Raw genomic sequence first — 22988 nt, forward strand, 5'->3', positions numbered from 1 at the left:
CAGGTAAACTGTATGGAACTCTTGTTTGCATATGGTGCGGGTCTGCTGACCCTGATCAATCCTTGCGTATTGCCGGTGCTGCCAATTGTGTTGGCGACGGCGTTGCAGGCGAGCAGATATGGCCCTGTGGTCTTGGCGGCGGGGATGAGTCTCTCGTTCGTAATTTTGGGTCTTGGTGTGACCTTGTTTGGGCGTTCTCTGGGGCTGACAGAGGGGGATATTACCTCGGCAAGTGCGGTTTTGATGATCGCATTCGGGTTGGTATTGCTTGTCCCCAAGTTTTCAGCAGCCTTTTCGACAGCAACCGCGGGAGTAGCCGCACGTGCGGATACGGGGCTTGATCAAGTGGATAGATCCACGCTGCGCGGTCAGTTTCTGGGTGGTATGTTGCTTGGCGCGGTCTGGAGCCCCTGCGTTGGTCCCACGTTGGGCGGCGCCATAGGATTGGCAAGCCAAGGCAAAAGCGTTCTCTGGGCAGGGGCCATTATGGTGTTTTTTGCGCTGGGCGTCTCGACCGTTATTCTGGCACTTGGGTATGGCGCACGATCTGCGTTGCAACGTCGCCAAGCCTTGATGCGCCGCATTGCGGTGTCTGCGCGCCCGATCATGGGGGCTGTGTTCATCGTCGTCGGATTGGTTCTGTTTTTTAATATCCATCACATAATTGAGGCGTGGCTTATTGATGTAATGCCCAATTGGCTTCTTGACCTCTCTGTTTCTCTTTGAAGAAAGGAAAATGAAATGAACCGTAGAGATTTTGTATTGCGATCCGGCGCTGTTTGCTTGGCAGCAACGGTGCCCCATGTTTCGCTTGCCGCAACGGATTACACCCCAGGATTGGTGAAAAAGCACCTGGCGGCGGGCGACACTGTGTTTCTGGATTTCAAGGCCAGCTGGTGCACAACCTGCAAAGCCCAAGAGCGGGTGATCAACACCCTCAACGAGGCAAATCCCGAGTATGAAAAGAATATCGTCTTTGTGAATGTTGATTGGGATGATTACGCCAAGGCCGATCTGACACGGGCTCTGAACATTCCACGCCGTTCGACGCTGGTTGCGCTCAAGGGGGATCAGGAAATAGGCCGTATTGTGGCAGGGACATCCAAAAAAGAGATCAAAGCCTTGATGGATGCCGCGCTCGCAGCTGCGCAAGCGTAAATGTTGCGGGTTCGGGCAGGTCTCGATGGTTCAAGAAAATCTTGTGTGGTTTGGCGTTTCCGATGACCGCTGACTTCACAGTCTTGCCAGTTGGCTGAAATATAGCTTTGAATTCGCGAGAGCGACGCCATCTAATGCCAGTACGTTGGAAACCGGAGATCACGCATGACGAAATATTCCAAGAACCCTGACGCAGTTGCGATGCTCACCGAGGAACAGTTTCGGGTGACACAGCAAAGTGGCACGGAACGCCCTGGCACAGGGGCTCTATTGAGCAATAAGGAACCTGGCCTGTATGTTGATGTTGTATCGGGCGAACCCTTGTTCGCGAGTTCAGACAAATATGAATCGGGATGTGGCTGGCCAAGTTTCACCAAGCCAATTGAACCCAAGCATGTCGCAGAGCTCGTGGATTCGTCTCTTGGTATGGTGCGCACCGAAGTGCGCAGCACTTTTGGGGACAGCCATCTTGGGCACGTCTTTCCTGATGGGCCGCAGGATCGGGGTGGCTTACGGTACTGTATCAATTCCGCGAGCCTGAGGTTCATTCATCGTGACGATATGGATGCCGAAGGATACGGTGAATATCTGGACCAAGTGGAGGATGTGACATGACCGAACGCGCAGTGCTGGCAGGAGGATGTTTCTGGGGCATGCAGGATTTGATCCGCAAGCAAAAAGGCGTTGTCGCCACTCGTGTGGGCTATACGGGGGGGGATGTCGAAAACGCCACCTATCGCAATCATGGCACGCATGCTGAGGGGATCGAGATAATTTTTGATCCTGAACAAACCAGCTTTCGGGCAATCCTAGAGTTTTTTTTCCAGATTCATGATCCCACTACCAAAGACCGGCAAGGGAATGATCTGGGGATGTCTTATCGGTCTGCGATTTATTATGTGGATGATGCGCAAAAACGCGAGGCGATTGACACAATCGCTGATGTGGATGCATCGGGGCTTTGGCCTGGAAAAGTGGTTACCGAAGTTGAACCCGTTGGAAGTTTTTGGGAAGCCGAGACTGAGCATCAAGATTATCTAGAGCGCCAGCCAGATGGATATACATGCCATTTCGCACGTCCGGATTGGGTTCTTCCAAGACGGGGTGCCTAAGTCATACGCAAAGAAAAAGGGCCGCCTCGCGGCGACCCTTTACGTGTCTCGTGATCTGAAGAAGATCAGCCGTTGACGCTGTCTTTAAGCGCTTTGGCAATGGTCATTTTGACGACCTTGTCTGCTTCTTTTTTGATCTGTTCGCCAGTGGCAGGGTTGCGCACCATACGCTCGGGGCGCTCACGGCAATAGATTTTGCCTACGCCTGGAAGCGTAACGGCGCCGCCAGCTGAAACTTCGCGAGTGATCAGCGCACATACAGCTTCCAGAGCTGCACCAGCGGATTTCTTATCTGTACCCATGTCCTCGGCCAGAGCGGCAACGAGTTGTGTTTTGGTCATCGGTTTTGCCATTTTAGGTCTCCTTAGTATGCCCGAGTATTGGGCCTCATGGCGGGCATTTAACGGGATATGGTGGTTGAACACAACGAATAGTGGTGGTGAAAACCCAATTTTTTAGGGTTTTCCACCGATTTTTTGACCAATTAGAGAAATGCCGTTTCGTCAAAGCTGCGCAATTTCCGAGAATGCAGCCTTTCCAGCGGCATTTCGCGCAAAGCTTCCATAGCTCTTATACCGATCATCAGGTGGCGTGACACTTGAGTTTTGTAAAAATCAGACGCCATTCCAGGAAGCTTGAGTTCCCCGTGTAGGGGTTTGTCAGAAACACATAGCAAGGTGCCGTATGGGACACGGAAGCGGAATCCGTTCGCAGCGATGGTCGCGCTTTCCATGTCCAATCCAATCGCTCTGGACTGGGACAGGCGCTGAACCGGCCCAGACTGATCGCGCAGTTCCCAGTTGCGGTTGTCGATGGTTGCCACAGTTCCCGTGCGCATCACACGCTTAAGATCATATCCGCGAAGTTCGGTGACATCAGCCACTGCTTGCTCGAGGGCAATTTGGACTTCGGCCAAAGCAGGGATCGGAACCCAGACCGGTAGGTCGTCATCCAATACATGGTCTTCTCTAAGGTAGGCATGCGCCAGCACAAAATCCCCCAAAGATTGCGAGTTGCGCAAGCCCGCGCAATGACCAACCATGATCCACGCATGCGGGCGCAAAACCGCAATGTGATCTGTGGCCGTTTTGGCATTGGATGGCCCGACGCCGATGTTAACCAAAGTTATGCCGGACCCATCTTTGCGCTTAAGATGATAGGTCGGCATTTGCGGCTGTTTATCAACAGGTGAAATTGGCGTGTCCGCCGAAGTAATCTCGACGTTTCCGGTGCTCACAAAACTGGAATATCCGCTGTTGGGGTCTGCCAGTTGCGTTCTGGCAAAGGCTTCGAATTCTGACACGTAGAACTGATAATTGGTGAACAAGACGTGGTTCTGAAAGTGGCTCGGGTCTGTGGCCGTATAATGACTGAGCCGTGCGAGAGAATAGTCAATGCGCTGTGCCGTGAACGGCGAGAGGGGCCCGGTGCCGTCTTCGGCTTGTTCAAAGGTTCCGTTCACGATGTCATCGTTGGTGGTGGACAGGACAGGCACGTCAAAGACATCTCTTAGGATGAAGCTGGCCGCGCCTTCTTGTGGAACCGTCAGCGAGGATTCTGAAGAGACGGCGAAGTGCACCGGAATGGGCGTCGTTGAAGGGCCAATGACCACGGGCACGCCGTGGTTGCAGATCAATAGATCGATTTGCTGTTCAAGATAGCTTTGAAATAATTCAGGGCGGGTGATGGTTGCAACATGCGTGCCGGGTTCGGCCACGTGGCCAAAGCTTAGTCGGCTATCGACGTGCGCAAAGCTGGTCGTGGTAATTCTGATTTCAGGGTAATAAGCACGAAACCGTTGTTGGTCCGGTCCGTGTTTCAGGACATTGCGAAAACTGTCACACAGGAACTGGGTTGCTATATCATACAGGTCTTGCAAGCGCGCCACGGCGGCTTTGGGGTCACTAAAGGCCTCTGCTGCAGGGACGTCCGGCGTCAGAATTGGAATTGTAGGGTGCGGAGTCATGTGGTGCCCTTCAGCAGATCAATTTTTTCAAAGCTTCGGACGTCGACCAAACCAAGATCAGAAATACGCAGTTCTGGAATCACCACAAGCGCCAAGAGGGAATGCTGCATATAGGCGTTGTTTAACGAACAGCCACAGTCCTGCATGGCGTTCATCATGGCTTGCGCTTTCTCGGCAACCTCGGTGGCTGGGCGGTCAGACATGAGCCCGGCGATTGGCAGCTCGACAAGTGCGAGTTCCTCACCATCTTTGAAGACCACGACCCCGCCGCCGACGTCGCCCAGACGATTGGCCGCCAGTGCCATGTTCTCGCGTGAGGTGCCCACCACAATCATATGATGACTGTCGTGGGCAACGGTGCTTGCCATCGCCATATCGCCGACATAGCCAAAGCCAGACACAAAGGCATTTGTCACCCCACCCGTAGCGCGGTGTCGCTCCACCAGAGCAATTTGGCAGGTGTCAGTTTTCAGATCGCCCTCAACGATGCCGTTTTCAACGGGAAGGGTCGCCGTCAGCGCTTTTGTAGGGGCTTGGTTTTCGATGACACCGATGACATTTGCCTGCACCGTATTGGCTCCAGCGGGTGCTTTGATGATAAAATCAGACGCGCCTAGGTGGCGGCCAAGGTGGACCGTATTTCGTGCCGCATCGGGCCAGTCATAGTGCGGACAGTCAACAAGCCCCTTACCGTCTATTGCAACAGTCATGCCGCGCGCGATCACGTGCTCGATCGGGAGCGCCGTTAGATCGCTGGTCAAAATGATATCTGCGCGTCTTCCGGGTGTAATAGAGCCTAATTCTCGCTCTAGGCCGAAATGGGTGGCTGTGTTGAGTGTTGCCATTTGCAACGCAACAACCGGATCACATCCGCAAGAAATGGCGTGCCGCACGACGCGGTTCATATGGCCATCGTTGACCAATGTGCCAGAATGGCAATCGTCGGTGCACAGAATAAAGTTTCTTGGATCAAGCCCTTTTTCGGTGACGGCGGTGATTTGGGTTTCCACATCATACCAAGCACTGCCCAATCGCATCATCGACCGCATACCTTGGCGCACGCGGGCGATGGCGTCGGCTTCGCAGGTGCCTTCATGGTCATCGGCTGGGCCACCCGCCACATAGGCCGCAAAGTTTGGCCCAAGATCAGGGCTTGCGTAATGTCCACCAACTGTTTTCCCGGCGGCTTGTGTTGCGGCAATTTCGGCAAGCATTTTGGGGTCTGCGTTGATCACGCCCGGGAAATTCATCATCTCTCCCAACCCGATAATTCCGGGCCAATGCATGGCCTCGGCGACATCGTTGGGCGAAATCTCGTATCCGGTGGTTTCCAACCCAGGTGCCGATGGCGCGCAGGATGGCATTTGGGTGAAGATATTGATGGGCTGCATCAAGGCTTCGTCATGCATCATGCGCACGCCGTGAAGGCCAAGCACATTGGCGATCTCATGTGGATCCGTGAACATGGATGTTGTGCCGTGCGGAATGACGGCTCTGGCGAACTCTGCCGGAGTCAGCATGCCAGATTCGATGTGCATATGCGCATCGCACAGTCCGGGAATCATAAATCTGCCATCTGCTTGGGTCACGTCGGTTTCAGGACCGATACAGTGGCTCGCGTCAGGCCCCACAAAGGCGATTCTACCGCTGGCGATTGCGATATCATGATTTGGCAGAATCTCGCGGGTGTGCACGTTCACCCATTGGCCATTCTGGATTACGCGATCCGCAGGCGCACGTCCGGCGGCAACTGCGACAAGGCGGGGGGCGCATTCGGCCCAAGTTTTGATATTGGTTTGCTCCATGGCTCACGTTGGCACGCCAATAGACGGTGATCAAGCTCTGCCAATATGAAGCTTTCTTGATCTGGATCACGCCCAATTATTGAAATGGCGCCCCGTGTCGGCGGGTGGTTGAATTTGTTGGCAATCATTTTCGTGATCATGCACGGTGGCGCAAAACAGAGAGGTGTCAATATGAGTGCAACCGAACATCGCCCGAATATGGATTTTTGGCAGGAGCGTGTGGATTTGGCCGCGGCATTTCGCTGGACAGCACGTTTGAATTTGCACGAAGGTGTGGCAAACCATTTCAGCCTGTCGATTAATGACAGCGGCACCAAATTCCTGATGAACCCAAATCAGATGCACTTTGCACGCGTTAAGGCGAGTGATCTGATCGTGGTGGACGCTGATGATCCTGAAACGCTCGAGGGGCCTGATGCCCCTGATCCGACCGCATGGGGGTTGCATGGCGGCATTCATCGTCATTGTGCGCATGCCAGATGTGCGATGCACGTACACTCGGTACATGCGACCGTTCTTGCATCTCTAGCGGACAGCAATCTGCCTCCGATCGACCAAAATTCGGCGACCTTTTATAATCGGTATGTCATTGATGACCATTACGGCGGTCTTGCGTTCGAAGATGAAGGCGCGCGTTGTGCCGCGCTTTTGACGGACCCCAAGGTCAAAACCATGATTATGGGGAACCACGGGATTATGATTATTGGCGATACCGTCGCAGAAACATTTAATCGCCTCTACTATTTCGAACGTGCCGCTGAAACCTATATTCGCGCGTTGCAAACCGGCCAGCCGCTGCGGGTGCTGTCAGATGAAATCGCTGAGAAAACAGCGCGCGAGCTTGAGCAATATCCCGAACAAGATATCCGCCATCTCAACGAGCTAAAAGCCATCCTTGATGAAGAAGGTTCAAATTACGCAAGTTAGAGACTGTATTTCGCCTTTGACGCCCATTTATCAGGGGCCCGCATCGCCTATTGGCGTAGTTCGCGAGGTGTGGCGCCAAACTCCGATTTGAAGGCTCGGGTCATTGCGCTTGGGTTAAGGTATCCACACCTGAGAGCAATTTCCGATACCGGAATATCCGTTTCGGATACGAGTTTACGGGCAAGATTTAGGCGCAGGCGCCCATATACCTTTTGTGGCGTGGCGCCGAGATCGGCGAGCATGCGGGATTCCAGAGATTTTTGGGTGCGTCCGACACGGCTGGCGACGTCTTTGATGGTCAAAGGTTCCTCTAGGTGTTCCTGCATCACTGCGAGTGCTCGATTTACCACGCGGCTTTTTGGGCTGGCACCACGAGCGTGGCTTCGGGCGGAATCGCGTGTCATGAACAGTTGGGCAACTTCAAGAGCCAAAGCTTGACCACGATCGCGGGCAATCAGATGTAGGATAAGATCAAACGCCGCCATTGCGCCCGAGCAAGTGATCCGATCCCTGTCTTCGATAAATCGTTCGCGCTGGGCGTCTACTTCGGGGAACCTTTCGGCAAAGTTGGTAAGTTCTTCCCAGTGAATTGTTGCTTGATATTGGTCCAACAGCCCCGCTTCTGCCAAAAGCCAACTGCCCGTATCCATCCCAACAAGAGGTGAAAACCGTTTGGCCGCTGATCTTAGGGCGGCCAATGTACGCCAACCGCCATGATTCAAAAACCCATACGACGGCATCACGATAAGTGGACCGCCCGAGGCCGTAGCGAGCGTGGCGTGCGGCGTCACTTGAAGCCCGCTTGATGATGTAACGGGGTGTCGGTCAAGCGATAGAAACTTCCATTCATACAGGGGCTTTCCCGAGATCATGTTTGCGGCGCGCAGGGGCTCGATGGTGTTTGCAAGGCAATGATTAGAAAAGCCCTCGAACAAGAGAACCCCGAAATGCTGCGGAGCAGCGGATTGAATTGACCAATTGTGCATGTAAAAAGGATAATACTGCACGATGTGGGACTTCAAGACCGTTCAGGCTTGGGCTGTACCATCAACGGAGATCCCCGATGCAGTTTGGTTTGACCGATGAACAAGACATGATTGTCTCGACTGTGCGTAGCTTTGTCGAAAACGAAATTTATCCTCACGAGGATCTGGTCGAGCGCACGGGCGAAGTTCCCGCCGAGATTGCTGACCGTATCAAGCAAAAGACACTCGAGCTTGGGTTTTATGCCTGCAACTTCCCGGAAGAGGTCGGTGGGGCAGGGCTAAGCCATCTGGAGTTTGCATTGGTGGAACGTGAATTGGGGCGCGGCTCTATGGCGTTGAACCACTTTTTTGGACGACCACAGAACATCTTGATGGCCTGTGAAGGCGAGCAAAAAGAGCGCTATCTTTTCCCAGCGGTGCGGGGCGAGCGCATGGATGCTTTAGCCATGACCGAGCCGGGTGCAGGGTCAGATGTGCGCGGAATGAAGTGTTCTGCTGTGCGAGACGGAGGCGATTGGGTTCTGAATGGCACTAAGCACTTTATTTCCGGTGCAGAGCATGCGGATTTTGTGATTGTGTTTGTGGCAACGGGCGAAGACATGACACCCCGAGGCCCCAAAAAGCGGATTACGACCTTTTTGGTCGATCGGGGTACGCCTGGGTTCACAATTCGGGATGGATATAAATCAGTCAGCCATCGTGGTTACAAGAACATGGTTCTTGAATTCGACGACTGCCGCTTGCCCGACGCGCAGGTGTTGGGCGAGGTCGATGGTGGTTTCGCAGTTATGAATGAATGGTTGTATGCGACACGGATCACTGTGGCCACCATGTGTGTGGGGCGCGCGAGACGTGCGTTTGATTATGCGCTTGAGTATGCCGCCCAGCGAGAGCAATTCGGTCAGCCCATTGGCAAGTTTCAGGGGGTGAGTTTCCAGCTGGCTGATATGATCACCGAAATTGACGCCGCTGACTTGCTGACGCTTGCGGCGGCAGAGCGGCTTGATCGCGGTTTGCCAGCCAATCGGGAAATCGCCTCTGCCAAACTCTATGCGTCTGAAATGCTGGCGCGGGTCACGGATGCCGCCATTCAACTGCACGGCGGTATGGGGCTAATGGACGACTATCCACTGGAGCGGTTTTGGCGCGATGCGCGTGTCGAGCGTATTTGGGATGGCACGTCAGAAATACAACGACACATCATCAGCAGGGATCTATTGCGTCCGTTGGGCGCATAACCTTCTAAAATTGGCAGGTGTCGGGAGATGTGCCGTGTGCACATTCCCGACTGTGAGCGGGGTCAAAAATGAAACGTGATTTTTCGAGACTGTTTCACCCAAAATCCGTTGCGGTGATTGGGGGTGGTGCATGGTGTGTTCAAGTTATTCGCCAATTGGAAAAGTTCGACTTTCAAGGCGAAATTTGGCCTGTGCATCCCAAATCCAAAGAGGTCGCAGGGCACGCGGCCTTTGCGCGACTAGAAGACCTACCCAAGGCCCCTGATGCGAGCTTCATTGGCATCAATCGGTTTGCGACGGTCGAAACGGTCAAGGTCCTGCAAGATATGGGAGCTGGCGGTGCTGTGTGCTTTGCGTCGGGATTTTCCGAGGCGTCTGCAGAAGATTCCGCGAGTGATGATTTGCAGGCCCAGCTTGTGCAAGCCGCCGGTGACATGCCGATATTGGGTCCGAATTGTTACGGGGTGATCAATGCGGTGGATGGGGCGGCCTTGTGGCCGGATCAACACGGATGCTCCCATGTGGATCGTGGCGTAGCGATCCTTACACAGTCATCGAATATTGCCATTAACCTGACCAACCAGCAGCGTGGTTTGCCAATCGCGTATGTGGCGACCTGTGGGAATATGGCGCAAAGCTCTCAGGCCGAGATCGCCGCGGCTCTTTTGGAGGATGAACGGGTCACCGCAATTGGCCTGCATATCGAAGGGTTTTCGGATTTACGTGCATGGGAGCGTTTGGCGCAAAAGGCGCAGGCGCGTTCGATCCCCATTGTGGCGCTCAAGGTTGGGCTATCGGAGCAGGCGCAAACGGCCACGGTATCTCACACGGCATCCTTGGCCGGAAGCGATGCAGGTGCGCAAGCCTTGTTAGATCGATTGGGAATCGTGCGTGTCTGGGACTTGCCAGTGTTTCTTGAGACGTTGAAAATTTTTCATATGGCCGGGCCGCTTGCGAGTAACCGTGTGGCATCGATAAGTTGTTCCGGCGGTGAGGCAAGCTTGGTCGCAGATACGGCACACGGGCGTGATGTGGTGTTTCCGCCGCTTAATTCTGTGCAGACATCCAATCTCTCGAATGCGTTGGGCCCGATGGTTGCTCTGGCAAACCCACTTGATTACCACACCTATATTTGGCGTGACAAAGACGCCATGACCAAGGCATGGGCGGCTATGACCGATCCCTCAATTGGGATCACTATGACCATTGTCGACTATCCTCCTACGGATGCCGAGGATTGGGAATGTGCCACGGCTGCTGCGGTGAACGTCCATCAACAGACCGGCCAGGTCGTGGCTGTGGTCGCATCGTTGCCTGAACTCATGCCACCGGATGTCGCTGCGCGACTTCAGGAGGGTGGGGTCATCCCGTTGTATGGGTTGCGAGAGGCCGTTGAGGCAATCGAAGCGGCGTCTTGCAGGCGCGTGGCGCAAGCACAGCCGGTGTTGCTGGCAAGGTCTGTCGCATGCGAGAGCGAAATTCTGACCGAAGCCCAAGCGAAAGCCGAGTTTGCCCAGTTTGGAATGGACGTGCCGCAAAGTCTTGGGGTTCACAGTGATCAAGAACTTTTGAAGGCTGCCGAACAGATCGGCGCGCCCTTGGTGTTGAAGGGGCAAGGCATCGCCCACAAGACCGAAATGGGCGCTGTGCGTGTGGGCCTTGACCCAAGCGAAGTCGAAGCGGCTGCGCGGTCTATGCCGACCAACAGTTTTCTGATTGAAGAAATGGTTTCTGATGGTGTGGCTGAACTATTGGTGGGGGTCACACGTGATCCGGCGCATGGATTTGTATTGACGATAGCGGCAGGTGGTATTTTGACTGAACTTGTTTCAGATCGGGTGTCGGTGTTGATCCCGACGAATGATGAGACCCTAAAGCAGGCTCTATCAAGGCTAAAAGTGGCAAAATTGCTGAATGGCTATCGCGGCCAACCGGCGGCACATATGGATGCGATCCTTGGCGCAATTCACGCCCTTGAGGACTATGTCCTTGCCAATGCGCTCTTGCTTGAAGAAGCTGAAATCAACCCGTTAATTTGCACTCCCAGCCGCGCGGTTGTCGCCGATGCGCTGATCAGAAAGGCCATGTCATGAGTGATGTAAACCCGATCAAAACGCGCCGTGATGGCGCCATTCTAGAGATCATATTGGACCGTCCGAAAGCCAACGCAATTGATTTGGCCACAAGCCGCATCATGGGGGAGGTGTTTCAAACGTTTCGCGATGACCCTGATCTTCGGGTCGCGATTCTCACCGGGGGAGGGGACAAGTTCTTTTGCCCGGGTTGGGACCTTAAGGCGGCTGCGGATGGCGATGCCGTTGATGGGAATTATGGCGTTGGCGGGTTTGGTGGCCTGCAAGAGCTTCGGGATATGAATAAACCCGTCATTGCGGCGGTGAATGGGATTGCCTGCGGTGGTGGCCTTGAGTTGGCGCTGTCTGCGGATATCATTTTGGCCGCGGATCACGCGAGTTTTGCGTTGCCAGAAATTCGATCAGGCACGGTTGCAGATGCTGCAAGCATCAAGTTACCCAAGCGTATTCCGTACCATATTGCGATGGAGTTATTGCTGACGGGGCGCTGGTTCGATGTCGACGAAGCCCATAAATGGGGGCTGGTCAACGAAATCCTGCCTTCAGAGCAATTGATGGATCGCGCATGGGACATGGCACGCCTTTTGGCAAGCGGCCCACCACTGGTGTATGCGGCCATCAAAGAAGTCGTCCGCGATGCCGAAGATCAGAAGTTCCAAGATGCGATGAACCACATCACGCAGCGCCAGTTGCGCAGTGTTGATGTGCTGTACTCAAGCGAAGACCAGATGGAAGGCGCGCGCGCGTTTGCGGAAAAACGCGATCCTGTTTGGCAGGGAAAGTGACCTAGGAAAATAGCTCTGCGTAGTCTTCGCGCAGGGCCTTTTTCTGGACTTTGCCCATCGTGTTTCGCGGCAGCTCTGGCAGAAAGACGACCTGCTTGGGCTGTTTGAATTTGGCGAGATGGTCGTTGAGAGCGCTCAACACCGTCTCGGAGGCAAGATTAGGATCGGTTGGAACAACGACGGCCACGACGGCCTCGCCGAAATCGGGGTGCGGCACGCCGATGACCGCACTTTCGAGCACACCGGAAAGGTCGTCAATCAGGCCCTCGATCTCTTTGGGATAGACATTAAAGCCCCCGGTAATAATGAGATCTTTGGACCGACCGACGATAGTCACATACCCATCCGAATCCTGTGTTGCCAAATCTCCGGTGATGAACCAGCCGTCATCGCGCAATTCCTCGGCTGTTTTCTCTGGCATCTGCCAATATCCCTGAAAGACATTTGCCCCGCGCACCTCAAGGACACCGATGTCTCCGGTGCCGACTTGGGTTCCATCGTCTTGCATAATCCGCGCTTCAACACCCGGCAGAGGAAAGCCAACAGTGCCCGCACGTCTTTCGCCGTCGTATGGATTAGAGGTGCTCATATTTGTCTCGGTCATGCCATAGCGTTCAAGAATGCGGTGGCCTGTGCGGGCCTGCCATGTCTCGTTGGTATCTACCAACAGGGGGGCTGATCCGGAAATGAACAGGCGCATATTTGCGGCACGTTCTTTGGTGAGTCGTGGGTCATCCAGCAGGCGGGTGTAAAACGTCGGGACACCCATCAATGCTGTGGCGCGTGGCATAGCGTCAAGAATCTGATCGATGTCGAACTTTGCCAGAAATTCGACGGATGCCCCAGCGAGCAACGCCACATTCGTCGCGACAAACAGGCCATGCGTATGGAAAATCGGAAGGGCGTGTATCAGGATGTCAGATTTGGTGAACTGCCAGTAATCCTTGAGCATTTCGGAGTTAGAGGCAAGATTTCCGTGGCTAAGCATCGCCCCCTTAGAGCGGCCGGTCGTGCCCGATGTATAAAGGATTGCGGCAAGATCATCTTTACCACGTGCCACCGGGGAAAACGCCCCGCGTCCGAGGGCGGAATCAGGCAAGCTTCCGCGACCTGTCGCATCCAGGGTCATGATCTTTGCATCGCCTGCGACCGTAGTAATCGACTCTGCGCGGGCAGGGTCACAGACGACAACGCGCGGTGTCGCATCGCCCAAGAAATACGAAACCTCGTTGATGGTATACGCCGTGTTCAGCGGCAGAAATACGCCACCCGCCATGACCGTGCCCAGATACAGTTGGATAGCCTCGATGGTTTTTTCCACTTGGGCAGCTACACGATCTCCGGGGGTGACGCCTGCGCTGACCAAAGCAGACGCATATCTTTCTGCTCCGGCAAATAGTTCGCCAAATGTCATGCTGGCCCGTTTGGGAATGCGTGCAAAGTTGCGGGTTTCCTGACCGATTGACGCTGCATGCAGGCGGGTCATCAAATAGTTTTGGTCATACATCGGTCCGGTCCTTTGTCTGTGCTGATGGTGTTTTGCCCTTTGCGGCGGCCAAAGATCAAGGTCTGTTGGCTTGTCATTCCGCCGCAGAGATCGCAGGGTCAGGGTTCATATTTAGGCGAGCCACCGATGACCCCCTTTCGCGGCATAGCTCTCAAGCTAATGTCAGTTTTCCTGTTTGCAATTATGGCAAGCTGCATCAAGGCGGCTGCGTCTCATGTGCCAGCCGGCCAAGCCGTGTTTTTCAGGTCGTTCTTTGCGATGCCAGTGATTTTGCTTTGGTTGGCGCAGAGAGGTGATTTGCGCACAGGTCTACAGGTTCAAAATCCCATGGGGCATTTTTGGCGTGGCTTTGTGGGCACTGCGGCGATGGCGCTTGGGTTTGCGGGATTGGGGCTTTTGCCGCTGCCCGAGGTCACCGCGATTGGCTATGTCGCGCCGTTGTTGACGGTTGTCTTTGCGGCGATGTTTCTGGGCGAGCAGGTGCGCTTGTTTCGGATGTCCGCTGTGGGACTGGGTATGGTTGGGGTTATGATTGTCTTGTACCCTCGGCTGACGATCTTTGACGGCGCTGACCCGTACTCGATGGCTACGCTTGGTGTGATGTTTGTCCTCGGGTCGGCGGTGTTCCGGGCGCTCGCGCAAATTCATATTCGCAAGCTTGTTCAAACAGACCAAACATCCGCAATTGTGTTCTATTTTTCGTTGACGGCTACGTTGTTGTCCTTGCTGACGCTGCCGTTGGGGTGGGTTATTCCCACGTGGCAAGAGGCGGCCTTGTTGGTGACGGCGGGCATTGTGGGCGGTGTGGCACAGATATTCTTGACGACGGCTTATCGTTTTGCACCGGCGTCTGTGGTGGCCCCGTTTGATTATGCGTCGATCATTTTTGCGATTGTGATCGGATACACGGTGTTTGGCGAGGTCCCGACGCTCGTCATGCTGTGCGGAACCAGTCTGATCGTGTTGGCAGGGATATTGATTATCTGGCGCGAACGGCAACTGGGGTTGGCACGCGGCGCGCGCCAGACATTGACGCCCCAAGGGTAGGGCGGCCCAAATTGGCCCGCCCAAGTGTTTGCTGTTTCCTAGAGCCCAGTGAGGTCAGGGTCCAACGTGGTTGACCACAGCTCCACATCGGCGCGATCCATCAGGCGCACCTTCATTTGTTGTGTGTTGCCATCAATGTCGACCAACCCAAAGAACTGAAGCCCTTCGCTGGGTGGCAAGTTGAACGTACCACCCTCAGGTGCCTTGACGTATTTGACCTCTGGTCCAAAGGTCATATCCAGCCCATTTGGCCCAAACGTACCGGCATGAAGAGGGCCAGACACAAATTCCCAGAACGGGTCAAAGTCTTGGAATGCGGCCTTGTCCGGGTTGTAATAGTGTGCAGCGGTATAGTGCACATCGGCGGTAAACCAGACGGTGTTTTTGATACCTTCTGTTTTGATGAACTTGAGGACATCAGCCAGCTCAAGCTCACGGCCTTTTGCTGCGCCGTCGTCTCCGTTCGAGATTGCTTCGACGCCGGATTGGGATTTCCATTGATCCCACACGACCAAACCCACGGGCATATCGCAAGCGATGACCTTCCATGTGGCCTTGGAGGCTGCCAGTTCACGTTTGAGCCAGGCGATCTGTTCCGCACCCATCAAAATGGTTTCTTTCGAGGCCTCGGTTTGCATGCCGTCGTTGTTTCCCGAACGGTAAGACCGCAAGTCCAGAAAGAACACGTCCAGCATGGGACCATAGGCGATCTTGCGATATACGCGTCCCGGCTCCGCAGGGGTATAGCGGATGGGTGTCATCTCGTGGAATGCCTGACCCGAGCGCGCCGCCAACAGGTGTACTGATTTCTCAGAATACCGGTCGTCACCGGTCAAATCCTTGGCAGGGGACCAGTTGTTTACCACCTCGTGGTCATCCCATTGAAAGAACGTTGGGCACAAAGCGTTCATCGCCTGCACATGTTCGTCCATCAGGTTGTATTTCCACTGGCCCCGGAACTCGTCGAGTGATTCCGCGACCTTGCGTTTCTCATCAATCAACGTGGTGTTCTTCCAGATGACTTTACCATCCTTGACCACTTCGTCTTTCATCGCGCCATCGGCATAGATTGAATCGCCTGAGTGGATAAAGAAATCGGGACGATGTTGAGCCATGGTGGCATATGTGCGCATGCCTTCGTCGTCGATCCCCCATCCTTGACCTGCCGTGTCGCCGGACCAAGCAAAACGCACATCGCGGCGTTCTGTTGGGGCAGTGCGGAATTGGCCGATGATCGGATCAGAGACGGCATTCACGTCATTCAGGTCCGCCGCGACAAAGCGATAAAAAATGTCCTGATCTGCTGGAAGGTCATTCAGAAGCCGCTTGATAGCAAGATCGCTGTTGGGCAGGGCATTCATAGGAGGCAGCGCGCGTGCATTCGAAAAGCTCTCGGTTGTCGAGACATCCATAAAGACTTTTGACGGGCGATCGGTGCGCGTCCAAATCATGCCGGATGTGGTGTCGACGTCACCCGACTGCACTCCATGAGTGAACACGGGGCGTGAAGATGCGCGGCTGATCGACGGCATGGCCAGACTGGCGGCGAAAGCTGCGCCTCCGGCTAAGATGGCGCGACGGCTAGGTTTGACAAACTGTGTCATGCAGAATTCCTTGCGGTTTCCAAAAATGGCTAGTGTGAGTACAGCCCCCATTTCATTGGATCAGCGTAACAGGGTCGCGTTGGAATTCTAAAGTTTTCGCGATGGTTGGATGACGGCGACTTGATCGCGACTTCGGACTTGCCTGAAAGCGGTGGCAATTGGGCATTGTCCGGCTTTGTCGGCAGGAGTTCAGCGCGCGCAATTGACATGCGCGCGCTTTGTCTTGTTTTTACGCGCGGACCAGACGCTCATAGCTTTCTGCGACGTCTCGGGTCAGCGCGCCGACCTCAAAGGTATAGTCGCCGATCTGGCCCACTGGTGTGACTTCGGCTGCCGTGCCGGTCAGCCAGCATTGTTCAAAGCCTTCCATCTCTTCCGGCATGATGTGGCGCTCGTGAACCGTAACACCTTTTTCCTTGAGCATCTGGATGATGGTTTGGCGGGTGATACCGTTCAGAATCGCATCTGGAATGGGCGTGTGAACTTCACCATCTTTTACGAAGAACACATTTGCGCCGGTGGCTTCGGCGACATATCCGCGATAATCCATAAACAATGCGTCAGAACACCCTTTGGCTTCTGCGGCATGTTTGGAAATTGTACAGATCATATAGAGCCCCGCCGCTTTGGCTGCGGTCGGGATGGTTTCAGGGCTTGGTCGCTTCCACGCCGCGATATCAAGCTTGGCGCCTTTCATCTTGGCGTCGCCATAATATGCGCCCCACTCCCAACATGCGACTGCCATGCGCACGGGGTTTTTCGAGGAAGCAACGCCCATATCTTCGCCTGACCCGCGCCATGCAACAACCCGCACATAGGCATCCTTCAGGCCATTTGCCTTCAGAACGTCTTCCTTTGCGGCTTCAATTTCATCCACGGAATATGGGATCGGCATGTCAATCAGGGCGCCGGACTTAAGCAGGCGCTCGGAGTGCTCGCGGGACTTGAAGATTTTGCCTTCATAGCACCGCTCCCCTTCGAACACCGAGCTTGCATAGTGCATCGCGTGGGTGAGGATATGAACGTTTGCATCTCGCCAATCGACGAGCTTGCCGTCCATCCAGATTTGGCCGTCGCGGTCATCGTAAGAACCTGCCATTGTCTACTCTCCAGCGTGTAGAAATTTCGTTTGTTGCGCAAATTGCGCCCGTTTCGGGCATAAAGTTGCGTAAAATCTGCGATTCGCTATCAGTTCACTCTTGGAGTGTCAATAAAGCTGACGTATTGTGACGCGAATTATACCAAAACGCAATAAACGGTGAGCCTATGCCTGAATCTCATAGCGGTGAAAGCCTTTTGTTTCTCACGGATGAACAGCTCCGGCAGGGAATTGAGGCTATGTATTTTGCCTATCGCGGGTTCACTGCAGATCCGGACCGCATTCTCGCGGGGATGGCCTATGGGCGTGCGCACCACCGTGCGATCCACTTTATCAAGCGTGCCCCTGGAACCACTGTTTCGAACCTGTTGGCCATTCTGGGTGTTACCAAGCAATCTCTGAACCGTGTTCTGCGGACGTTGATCGAAGACGATTTGGTTGAAAGTCGCGTGGGCACGTCTGATCGCCGAGAGCGCAACCTCTTCTTAACAGAAGCTGGGGAAGCTTTGGAAAACAGATTGTCCGAGGCGCAGCGCACCCGTATGCGCGCAGCGTATCGTGATGCGGGCCCTGAAGCTGTGCTTGGATTTCGCAAGGTGTTGGACGCAATGATGGATGGTGAAATGCGTCGACAATACGCAAGCCTGAGGGACGCAAGCCAATGAATGATGTCGCGCCGCACCTGTTGATCGTGGATGACGACGAACGCATCCGTGAATTGCTTAAGAAATTTCTGATGAGAAACGGGTTTCTTGTCACCTCGGCACGGGATGCTGCGCATGCGCGGCGCATTCTATCGGGGCTGGATTTCGATTTGATCGTGCTGGATGTGATGATGCCCGGCGAAGACGGAATGAGCCTGACGCGCGCCATTCGCGAAACATCCATGACGCCGATCATGCTGCTTACGGCGCGTGGCGATACTGATGACCGCATTTTGGGTCTTGAAGCGGGCGCTGATGACTATTTGGCCAAGCCCTTTGAGCCCAAAGAGTTGTTGCTGCGGATCAACGCCATTTTGCGACGTATGCCCGAGGCAGATGAACCAGATACAGCCCCCAAGGTTCTTAAGCTTGGGGCCGTTCGATATGACATTGATCGCGGAGAGCTATGGCAAGGCGAGGACATGATCCGGCTCACGGCCACTGAAAGCCAACTGCTAAAGATTTTTGCCGCCACACCTGGAGAAGCGGTGAGCCGTACCAAGCTGGTCGAAGATCTGGGGCGGGATCGCGGTCAGGCTCAAGAGCGTGCAGTGGATGTTCAGATTACGCGTTTGCGCCGCAAGCTCGAGGAAGACTCAAAGCAGCCGAGATATTTGCAGACGGTTCGCGGCGCTGGCTATATGCTTGCGCCTGACTAGGGTCACAAAGATGACAACCGCACTTTTTTCACACCCCGATTGCTTGCAGCATGTCACGCCTGAAGGCCACCCCGAGCAGGTTGCCCGTCTTGAAGCGATTCACGGCGCGCTTGGGGCGACTGTGTTCGATAGATTGGACCGACGCTTGGCCCCGTTGTGCGAAGATGCCGATATCAAGCTGTGTCACCCGCAAGAGCATCTGGATTTTATTAGGTCATCTGAGCCAAAATCCAGCCACCGTGCACTGGATGCAGACACGCATCTATCTGTCGGATCCCTAAAGGCAGCGCGTCGAGCCGTCGGTGGCAATATTGCTGCTGTGGATGCCGTGATGTCGGGAGAGGTGCAGAATGCCTTTGTCGCGTGCCGCCCGCCCGGTCATCATGCCGAGCAAATGACGCCGATGGGGTTTTGCCTGTTTGGAAATGTCGCAATAGCGGCCAAGCACGCGATGGAGCGTCACGGGTTGAAGCGCGTCGCGATTCTGGATTTTGACGTACATCACGGGAATGGTACGCAAGCATTGCTCTTCAACGAGCCGCGCGCTCTGTTTGTGTCGAGTCATCAAAACCCGCTTTGGCCGGGAACAGGGCTACCCGATGAAACCGGCGGACATAATAATGTGCACAATTTGCCTTTGCCGCCCCATAGCGACGGGCGGTTGATGCGCGCCACCTATGAGGCACAGGTGTTTCCCGTTGTTGATCGGTACAAACCCGAACTGATTCTGATCTCGGCCGGGTTTGATGCCCATATGGCCGATCCTCTTGCGCAACTGAATTGGTCCACTGAAGACTTTGCTTGGCTGACTCGGAACATTTGCGCTCTTGCTAAGAAACATTGCAATGGGCGCGTTGTCTCTACTCTTGAGGGCGGTTATGATTTGACGGCATTGGCGGCTGCGACAGCCGCGCATGTCAGCGTATTAATGGAGATGAGCCATGAGTGACACGCCGGTAAGCGAGTTGAGCTTTGAGCAGGCGATGGCCGAGCTTGAAAAGGTTGTTGGTCAGCTAGAGCGTGGTGATGTGGCGCTTGAGGAATCAATCACTTTGTACGGGCGCGGTGCCGATCTTAAAAAACGCTGCGAGGACAAGTTGAAGGAAGCCGAAGAAAAAGTCGCGGCGATTGCTCTGGATCGGGACGGCGCACCTTCGGGTCTGACCCCCGTCGAAGGTATGTAAGTGTTTCACGCGCGACTGAAGGACACTGCTGCACGCGTGCAAGCCCATTTGGATACCGTCATGGCCCCAATGGGAGATTTGCCCGTTGTGCAGGCCATGAGGTATGCCAGTGCTGGCGGCAAGCGTTTGCGTGCATTTCTGGTATTGGAAAGTGCACGGTTGCATGATGTCGCCCCACAGAACGCAATCTGGCCTGCTGCTGCGATCGAGGCGATGCACGCCTATTCTTTGGTGCATGATGATCTGCCATGTATGGATGATGATGATTTGCGCCGCGGATTGCCCACCACACACGTAAAATGGGACGAGTGTACGGCCGTTCTGGCGGGGGATGCGTTGCAGACGCTTGGCTTTGAATGCGTGTCTTGCGAAGCCTGTCACGATGATCCGCTTGTTCGCGCGGAATTGACGCTGACCCTCGCGCGGGCTGCGGGCGCGCGCGGCATGGTGCTTGGGCAGGCGCTTGATATTGCCGCTGAAACCGCAGAGGCCCCGTTGACGCTTGAAGAGATCACAAGATTACAGGCTGGCAAAACAGGTGCCTTGATCGCGTGGTCTGCGACAGCGGGCGCTGTGATGGCGCGCGCTGATACAGCGCCGCTATACAGATACGCGCAAGATCTCGGGCTGGCCTTTCAAATCGCCGATGATATCCTCGACATAGAAGGGGACGTGGCCACCGTAGGTAAAGCGGTCGGCAAAGATGTTCAGGCTGGCAAAGCGACCTTTGTTTCTTTGTTGGGATTAGAGGGCGCGAAGTCTCGCGCACGCGCTCTGGTGGATGACGCCTGTGACGCCTTGGCCCCCTATGGAAGCGAGGCCGAGTCCTTGCGAGAAGCCGCACGTTTCGTTATTGCCCGAAACAGCTAAGTCAGAAAGGCCTTGCCGATGTCAGCCAGACCTGAAACCCCGCTATTGGATCGGGTGCATACTCCGGCGGATCTGAAACAGTTCTCGGATGCTGAATTGGTGCAGGTCGCGCATGAATTGCGCTCGGAAACGGTGTCCGCAGTTTCGGAAACGGGCGGGCATCTGGGTGCAGGCCTTGGTGTTGTCGAATTGACGGTGGCCCTGCATGCGATCTTTGACACTCCAAGAGACAAGATTATCTGGGATGTGGGTCACCAATGTTATCCGCACAAGATTCTGACTGGTCGGCGCGACCGTATTCGGACCCTGCGCACTAAGGATGGCTTGTCCGGTTTTACCAAGCGCAGCGAGTCGGTGTTTGACCCCTTTGGTGCAGCGCACAGTTCCACCTCAATTTCTGCTGCGCTCGGCTTTGCTGTTGCGCGCGATCTTGGCGGGCAATGTGATGGCGGCCTAGGCGATGCGATTGCCGTCATTGGGGATGGATCCATCAGTGCAGGCATGGCGTACGAGGCCATGAACAATGCGGGTCACCTGAACAAGCGGCTTTTTGTGGTGTTGAACGACAATGAAATGTCGATTGCACCACCTGTTGGTGCGATGTCGGCGTATCTGTCGCGCCTTTATGCTGGCGACCCGTTTCAAGAATTTAAATCCGCCGCCAAAGGTGCGGTGTCTCTTTTGCCGGAACCGTTCCGCGAAGGCGCGAAGCGTGCCAAGGAGATGATCAAGGGCATGGCTGTTGGCGGCACGCTTTTTGAGGAATTGGGTTTTTCCTATGTCGGGCCAATTGATGGTCACGATATGGATCAATTGTTGCCGGTGTTGCGCACGATCCATCAGCGGGCGACTGGCCCTGTGATGCTGCATATCCTTACCAAAAAGGGTAAGGGCTATGCGCCAGCCGAGCGCGCCCGTGACAAAGGTCATGCCACTGCCAAGTTTGACGTGCTGACAGGTAAGCAGCACAAGACGCCGTCAAATGCACCATCGTACACATCGGTGTTTGGCAACGCCTTGGTGAATGAGGCCGCCCGAGACGACAAAATTTGTGCCATTACCGCTGCGATGCCTGATGGAACCGGGTTGAACCTGTTCGCTGAGCGCTATCCAAGTCGGTGCTTTGATGTGGCGATAGCGGAACAGCATGGCGTCACGTTCTCGGCGGCCTTGGCTGCAGGCGGTATGAAGCCCTTCTGCACAATGTACTCTACCTTCCTGCAGCGCGGGTATGATCAGATTGTCCATGATGTGGCGATCCAGCGGTTGCCCGTGCGCTTTGCGATTGATCGGGCTGGTCTCGTGGGGGCCGATGGCGCCACTCATGCCGGAAGCTTTGACGTCGCATTTTTGGCCAACCTGCCCGGCATGGTGGTCATGGCCGCTGCTGATGAAGCTGAACTGGTGCATATGGTTGCGACGGCCGCGGCGCATAACGATGGACCAATCGCGTTTCGGTATCCCCGTGGCGAAGGCGTGGGGGTGGATCTCCCTGAACAAGGGACACCTCTTGAGATCGGCAAGGGGCGCATGATCCAGAAAGGCGCGCGCGTGGCCCTGCTTTCATTCGGCACACGTCTGGAAGAGGTCAAAAAGGCAGCTGAGTCTTTGGCGACCAAAGGGATTACGCCAACGATTGCTGATGCGCGCTTTGCCAAGCCGCTGGATGCCGACATGATTCTGGAACTTGCGGCAAACCACGAGGCGCTCATTACAATAGAAGAGGGTGCGGTTGGTGGCTTCGGGAGTCATGTCGCCCAGCTTCTGGCAGAGAGTGCGGTCTTTGATACTGGCCTAAAGTACCGCTCCATGGTGTTGCCCGATATCTTTATCGATCAGGCGAATCCCAAAGACATGTATGATGTCGCCGCAATGAATGCCGAGCAGATCGAAAGCAAAGTCCTTGCGACCCTCGGTGTTGCGCAAATCGGCAGCAAATCTGCGTAAGCCTCGTATTTCATCCAAAAGACCTGACTGGCCGCAATGAGGAATGCTCAATGCGGCCTTTTTGATTCTGTGGATTCTTATTCCGTCTCATATTTCTTCTGATTTTGGGTATTGATTCCTGTTGTTTGCGTGGGGATTGGATTGTGTGTTGTGGGTAAGTCTGTGGGTAAGTGAATTGCGGAATGTTGTTTGGTAATAAAGTTGCGTTTGGGTGTATGTTTTTGAAATGGGGGTTGGTTAAGTTTGTGATTTTATTAGGAAAATGTGATTTTTGAAGAAAAAGTGACATTTCTTGTA

The 22988-nt window shown here is 54.7% G+C and carries 23 protein-coding genes; 15 read left to right on the forward strand and 8 right to left on the reverse strand.

The window, feature by feature from the left end; translation table 11 throughout:
* Positions 1-12: 12 nt before the first annotated feature.
* The 4 genes from FAP39_RS14940 to msrA all read left to right on the forward strand — a co-directional run bounded on the left by FAP39_RS14940 (position 13) and on the right by msrA (position 2270).
* Complete coding sequence (locus FAP39_RS14940) at positions 13-726, forward strand: cytochrome c biogenesis CcdA family protein (RefSeq protein ID WP_138017188.1); 714 nt, start codon at positions 13-15, stop codon at positions 724-726.
* Positions 727-741: 15 nt separating this feature from the next.
* The gene (locus FAP39_RS14945; RefSeq protein WP_138017189.1) at positions 742-1158 is read left to right on the forward strand and encodes a thioredoxin family protein; all 417 of its coding nucleotides are present in this window, start codon (positions 742-744) and stop codon (positions 1156-1158) included.
* A 165-nt stretch (positions 1159-1323) separates the two neighbouring features.
* Positions 1324-1773, forward strand: coding sequence for a peptide-methionine (R)-S-oxide reductase MsrB (msrB, locus tag FAP39_RS14950; RefSeq protein ID WP_138017190.1), 450 nt, complete (start codon positions 1324-1326; stop codon positions 1771-1773).
* A complete protein-coding gene (msrA, locus tag FAP39_RS14955) occupies positions 1770-2270 on the forward strand; it encodes a peptide-methionine (S)-S-oxide reductase MsrA (RefSeq protein ID WP_138017191.1) in 501 nt (166 codons plus the stop codon). Before msrB ends, msrA begins: the two co-directional genes overlap by 4 nt.
* A 65-nt stretch (positions 2271-2335) precedes the next feature.
* On the opposite strand, the gene FAP39_RS14960 is transcribed toward msrA, so the two are convergent.
* The 3 genes from FAP39_RS14960 to ade form a co-directional block, all read right to left on the reverse strand.
* The gene (locus FAP39_RS14960; protein WP_138017192.1) at positions 2336-2623 is read right to left on the reverse strand and encodes an HU family DNA-binding protein; all 288 of its coding nucleotides are present in this window, start codon (positions 2621-2623) and stop codon (positions 2336-2338) included.
* Positions 2624-2754: 131 nt separating this feature from the next.
* On the reverse strand, positions 2755-4236 hold the full coding sequence (locus FAP39_RS14965; protein WP_138017193.1) for an AMP nucleosidase: 1482 nt from the start codon (positions 4234-4236) through the stop codon (positions 2755-2757).
* Positions 4233-6041: an adenine deaminase gene (gene ade, locus FAP39_RS14970; RefSeq protein WP_138017194.1), complete on the reverse strand. Its 1809-nt coding sequence runs from the start codon at positions 6039-6041 to the stop codon at positions 4233-4235. The genes FAP39_RS14965 and ade overlap by 4 nt, the downstream gene beginning before the upstream one ends.
* Positions 6042-6212: 171 nt before the next feature.
* On the opposite strand from ade, the gene FAP39_RS14975 reads away from it, so the two are divergent.
* Positions 6213-6968 carry a class II aldolase and adducin N-terminal domain-containing protein gene (locus FAP39_RS14975; protein WP_138017195.1) on the forward strand — a complete coding sequence of 252 codons (756 nt, stop codon included), beginning with the start codon at positions 6213-6215 and terminating at the stop codon, positions 6966-6968.
* 47 nt (positions 6969-7015) lie between these two features.
* Here the strand turns inward: FAP39_RS14975 and FAP39_RS14980 are convergent, their stop codons facing one another.
* Complete coding sequence (locus tag FAP39_RS14980) at positions 7016-7975, reverse strand: GlxA family transcriptional regulator (protein ID WP_425471439.1); 960 nt, start codon at positions 7973-7975, stop codon at positions 7016-7018.
* A gap of 56 nt (positions 7976-8031) precedes the next feature.
* Here FAP39_RS14980 and FAP39_RS14985 point away from each other — a divergent pair, with 56 nt between their 5' ends.
* The 3 genes from FAP39_RS14985 (at position 8032) to FAP39_RS14995 (ending at position 12070) form a co-directional block, all read left to right on the forward strand.
* The gene (locus tag FAP39_RS14985; RefSeq protein ID WP_138017196.1) at positions 8032-9192 is read left to right on the forward strand and encodes an acyl-CoA dehydrogenase family protein; all 1161 of its coding nucleotides are present in this window, start codon (positions 8032-8034) and stop codon (positions 9190-9192) included.
* Between the two features lie 68 nt (positions 9193-9260).
* Positions 9261-11285 carry an acetate--CoA ligase family protein gene (locus tag FAP39_RS14990; RefSeq protein WP_138017197.1) on the forward strand — a complete coding sequence of 675 codons (2025 nt, stop codon included), beginning with the start codon at positions 9261-9263 and terminating at the stop codon, positions 11283-11285.
* Positions 11282-12070 (forward strand): carnitinyl-CoA dehydratase, encoded by a 789-nt coding sequence (locus FAP39_RS14995; protein WP_138017198.1) that lies wholly within the window; start codon positions 11282-11284, stop codon positions 12068-12070. Before FAP39_RS14990 ends, FAP39_RS14995 begins: the two co-directional genes overlap by 4 nt.
* Before the next feature lies 1 nt (position 12071).
* Here FAP39_RS14995 and FAP39_RS15000 read toward each other — a convergent pair whose 3' ends face one another.
* Positions 12072-13577: a malonate--CoA ligase gene (locus FAP39_RS15000; protein ID WP_138017199.1), complete on the reverse strand. Its 1506-nt coding sequence runs from the start codon at positions 13575-13577 to the stop codon at positions 12072-12074.
* A gap of 126 nt (positions 13578-13703) precedes the next feature.
* Between FAP39_RS15000 and FAP39_RS15005 the strand changes: the two genes are divergently transcribed.
* Positions 13704-14624 carry a DMT family transporter gene (locus FAP39_RS15005; RefSeq protein WP_138017200.1) on the forward strand — a complete coding sequence of 307 codons (921 nt, stop codon included), beginning with the start codon at positions 13704-13706 and terminating at the stop codon, positions 14622-14624.
* Between the two features lie 38 nt (positions 14625-14662).
* Here FAP39_RS15005 and FAP39_RS15010 read toward each other — a convergent pair whose 3' ends face one another.
* Positions 14663-16228 carry an alkaline phosphatase D family protein gene (locus FAP39_RS15010; protein WP_138017201.1) on the reverse strand — a complete coding sequence of 522 codons (1566 nt, stop codon included), beginning with the start codon at positions 16226-16228 and terminating at the stop codon, positions 14663-14665.
* A 229-nt stretch (positions 16229-16457) separates the two neighbouring features.
* The gene (locus FAP39_RS15015) at positions 16458-17327 is read right to left on the reverse strand and encodes a branched-chain amino acid aminotransferase (protein ID WP_138017202.1); all 870 of its coding nucleotides are present in this window, start codon (positions 17325-17327) and stop codon (positions 16458-16460) included.
* 167 nt (positions 17328-17494) lie between these two features.
* Here FAP39_RS15015 and FAP39_RS15020 point away from each other — a divergent pair, with 167 nt between their 5' ends.
* From FAP39_RS15020 to dxs, 6 genes are read left to right on the forward strand one after another with little or no spacing between them, the layout of a single operon-like run.
* Positions 17495-17992 (forward strand): MarR family winged helix-turn-helix transcriptional regulator, encoded by a 498-nt coding sequence (locus FAP39_RS15020; RefSeq protein ID WP_138017203.1) that lies wholly within the window; start codon positions 17495-17497, stop codon positions 17990-17992.
* Positions 17989-18690: a response regulator gene (locus FAP39_RS15025; RefSeq protein ID WP_138017204.1), complete on the forward strand. Its 702-nt coding sequence runs from the start codon at positions 17989-17991 to the stop codon at positions 18688-18690. Before FAP39_RS15020 ends, FAP39_RS15025 begins: the two co-directional genes overlap by 4 nt.
* Before the next feature lie 10 nt (positions 18691-18700).
* Entirely contained in the window at positions 18701-19639 is a 939-nt protein-coding gene (locus FAP39_RS15030; protein WP_138017205.1) for a histone deacetylase family protein, read from the forward strand.
* Positions 19632-19874 (forward strand): exodeoxyribonuclease VII small subunit, encoded by a 243-nt coding sequence (locus tag FAP39_RS15035; RefSeq protein ID WP_138017206.1) that lies wholly within the window; start codon positions 19632-19634, stop codon positions 19872-19874. The genes FAP39_RS15030 and FAP39_RS15035 overlap by 8 nt, the downstream gene beginning before the upstream one ends.
* Positions 19875-20744: a polyprenyl synthetase family protein gene (locus FAP39_RS15040; RefSeq protein ID WP_342777196.1), complete on the forward strand. Its 870-nt coding sequence runs from the start codon at positions 19875-19877 to the stop codon at positions 20742-20744.
* 18 nt (positions 20745-20762) lie between these two features.
* Positions 20763-22691 carry a 1-deoxy-D-xylulose-5-phosphate synthase gene (gene dxs / locus FAP39_RS15045; RefSeq protein ID WP_138017207.1) on the forward strand — a complete coding sequence of 643 codons (1929 nt, stop codon included), beginning with the start codon at positions 20763-20765 and terminating at the stop codon, positions 22689-22691.
* Between the two features lie 10 nt (positions 22692-22701).
* On the opposite strand, the gene FAP39_RS17695 is transcribed toward dxs, so the two are convergent.
* Positions 22702-22988, reverse strand: a 287-nt coding sequence (locus tag FAP39_RS17695; protein WP_212743433.1) for a hypothetical protein, incomplete at its 5' end; no start/stop codon positions are given.

This window comes from Shimia litoralis, assembly GCF_005518135.1.
Classification (GTDB): Bacteria; Pseudomonadota; Alphaproteobacteria; order Rhodobacterales; family Rhodobacteraceae; genus Shimia_E; species Shimia_E litoralis.

Coding starts and splice junctions, on each gene's coding strand:
- msrB (WP_138017190.1), top strand. CDS start 1,324: ATGACGAAATATTCCAAGAACCCTGACGCAGTTGCGATGCTCACCGAG.
- FAP39_RS14995 (WP_138017198.1), top strand. CDS start 11,282: ATGAGTGATGTAAACCCGATCAAAACGCGCCGTGATGGCGCCATTCTA.
- dxs (WP_138017207.1), top strand. CDS start 20,763: ATGTCAGCCAGACCTGAAACCCCGCTATTGGATCGGGTGCATACTCCG.
- msrA (WP_138017191.1), top strand. CDS start 1,770: ATGACCGAACGCGCAGTGCTGGCAGGAGGATGTTTCTGGGGCATGCAG.
- FAP39_RS15020 (WP_138017203.1), top strand. CDS start 17,495: ATGCCTGAATCTCATAGCGGTGAAAGCCTTTTGTTTCTCACGGATGAA.
- FAP39_RS15015 (WP_138017202.1), bottom strand. CDS start 17,327: ATGGCAGGTTCTTACGATGACCGCGACGGCCAAATCTGGATGGACGGC.
- FAP39_RS15005 (WP_138017200.1), top strand. CDS start 13,704: ATGACCCCCTTTCGCGGCATAGCTCTCAAGCTAATGTCAGTTTTCCTG.
- FAP39_RS14975 (WP_138017195.1), top strand. CDS start 6,213: ATGAGTGCAACCGAACATCGCCCGAATATGGATTTTTGGCAGGAGCGT.
- FAP39_RS14965 (WP_138017193.1), bottom strand. CDS start 4,236: ATGACTCCGCACCCTACAATTCCAATTCTGACGCCGGACGTCCCTGCA.
- FAP39_RS15000 (WP_138017199.1), bottom strand. CDS start 13,577: ATGTATGACCAAAACTATTTGATGACCCGCCTGCATGCAGCGTCAATC.
- FAP39_RS15010 (WP_138017201.1), bottom strand. CDS start 16,228: ATGACACAGTTTGTCAAACCTAGCCGTCGCGCCATCTTAGCCGGAGGC.
- FAP39_RS14960 (WP_138017192.1), bottom strand. CDS start 2,623: ATGGCAAAACCGATGACCAAAACACAACTCGTTGCCGCTCTGGCCGAG.
- FAP39_RS15025 (WP_138017204.1), top strand. CDS start 17,989: ATGAATGATGTCGCGCCGCACCTGTTGATCGTGGATGACGACGAACGC.
- FAP39_RS14990 (WP_138017197.1), top strand. CDS start 9,261: ATGAAACGTGATTTTTCGAGACTGTTTCACCCAAAATCCGTTGCGGTG.
- FAP39_RS14985 (WP_138017196.1), top strand. CDS start 8,032: ATGCAGTTTGGTTTGACCGATGAACAAGACATGATTGTCTCGACTGTG.
- FAP39_RS14945 (WP_138017189.1), top strand. CDS start 742: ATGAACCGTAGAGATTTTGTATTGCGATCCGGCGCTGTTTGCTTGGCA.
- ade (WP_138017194.1), bottom strand. CDS start 6,041: ATGGAGCAAACCAATATCAAAACTTGGGCCGAATGCGCCCCCCGCCTT.
- FAP39_RS15030 (WP_138017205.1), top strand. CDS start 18,701: ATGACAACCGCACTTTTTTCACACCCCGATTGCTTGCAGCATGTCACG.
- FAP39_RS14940 (WP_138017188.1), top strand. CDS start 13: ATGGAACTCTTGTTTGCATATGGTGCGGGTCTGCTGACCCTGATCAAT.
- FAP39_RS15035 (WP_138017206.1), top strand. CDS start 19,632: ATGAGTGACACGCCGGTAAGCGAGTTGAGCTTTGAGCAGGCGATGGCC.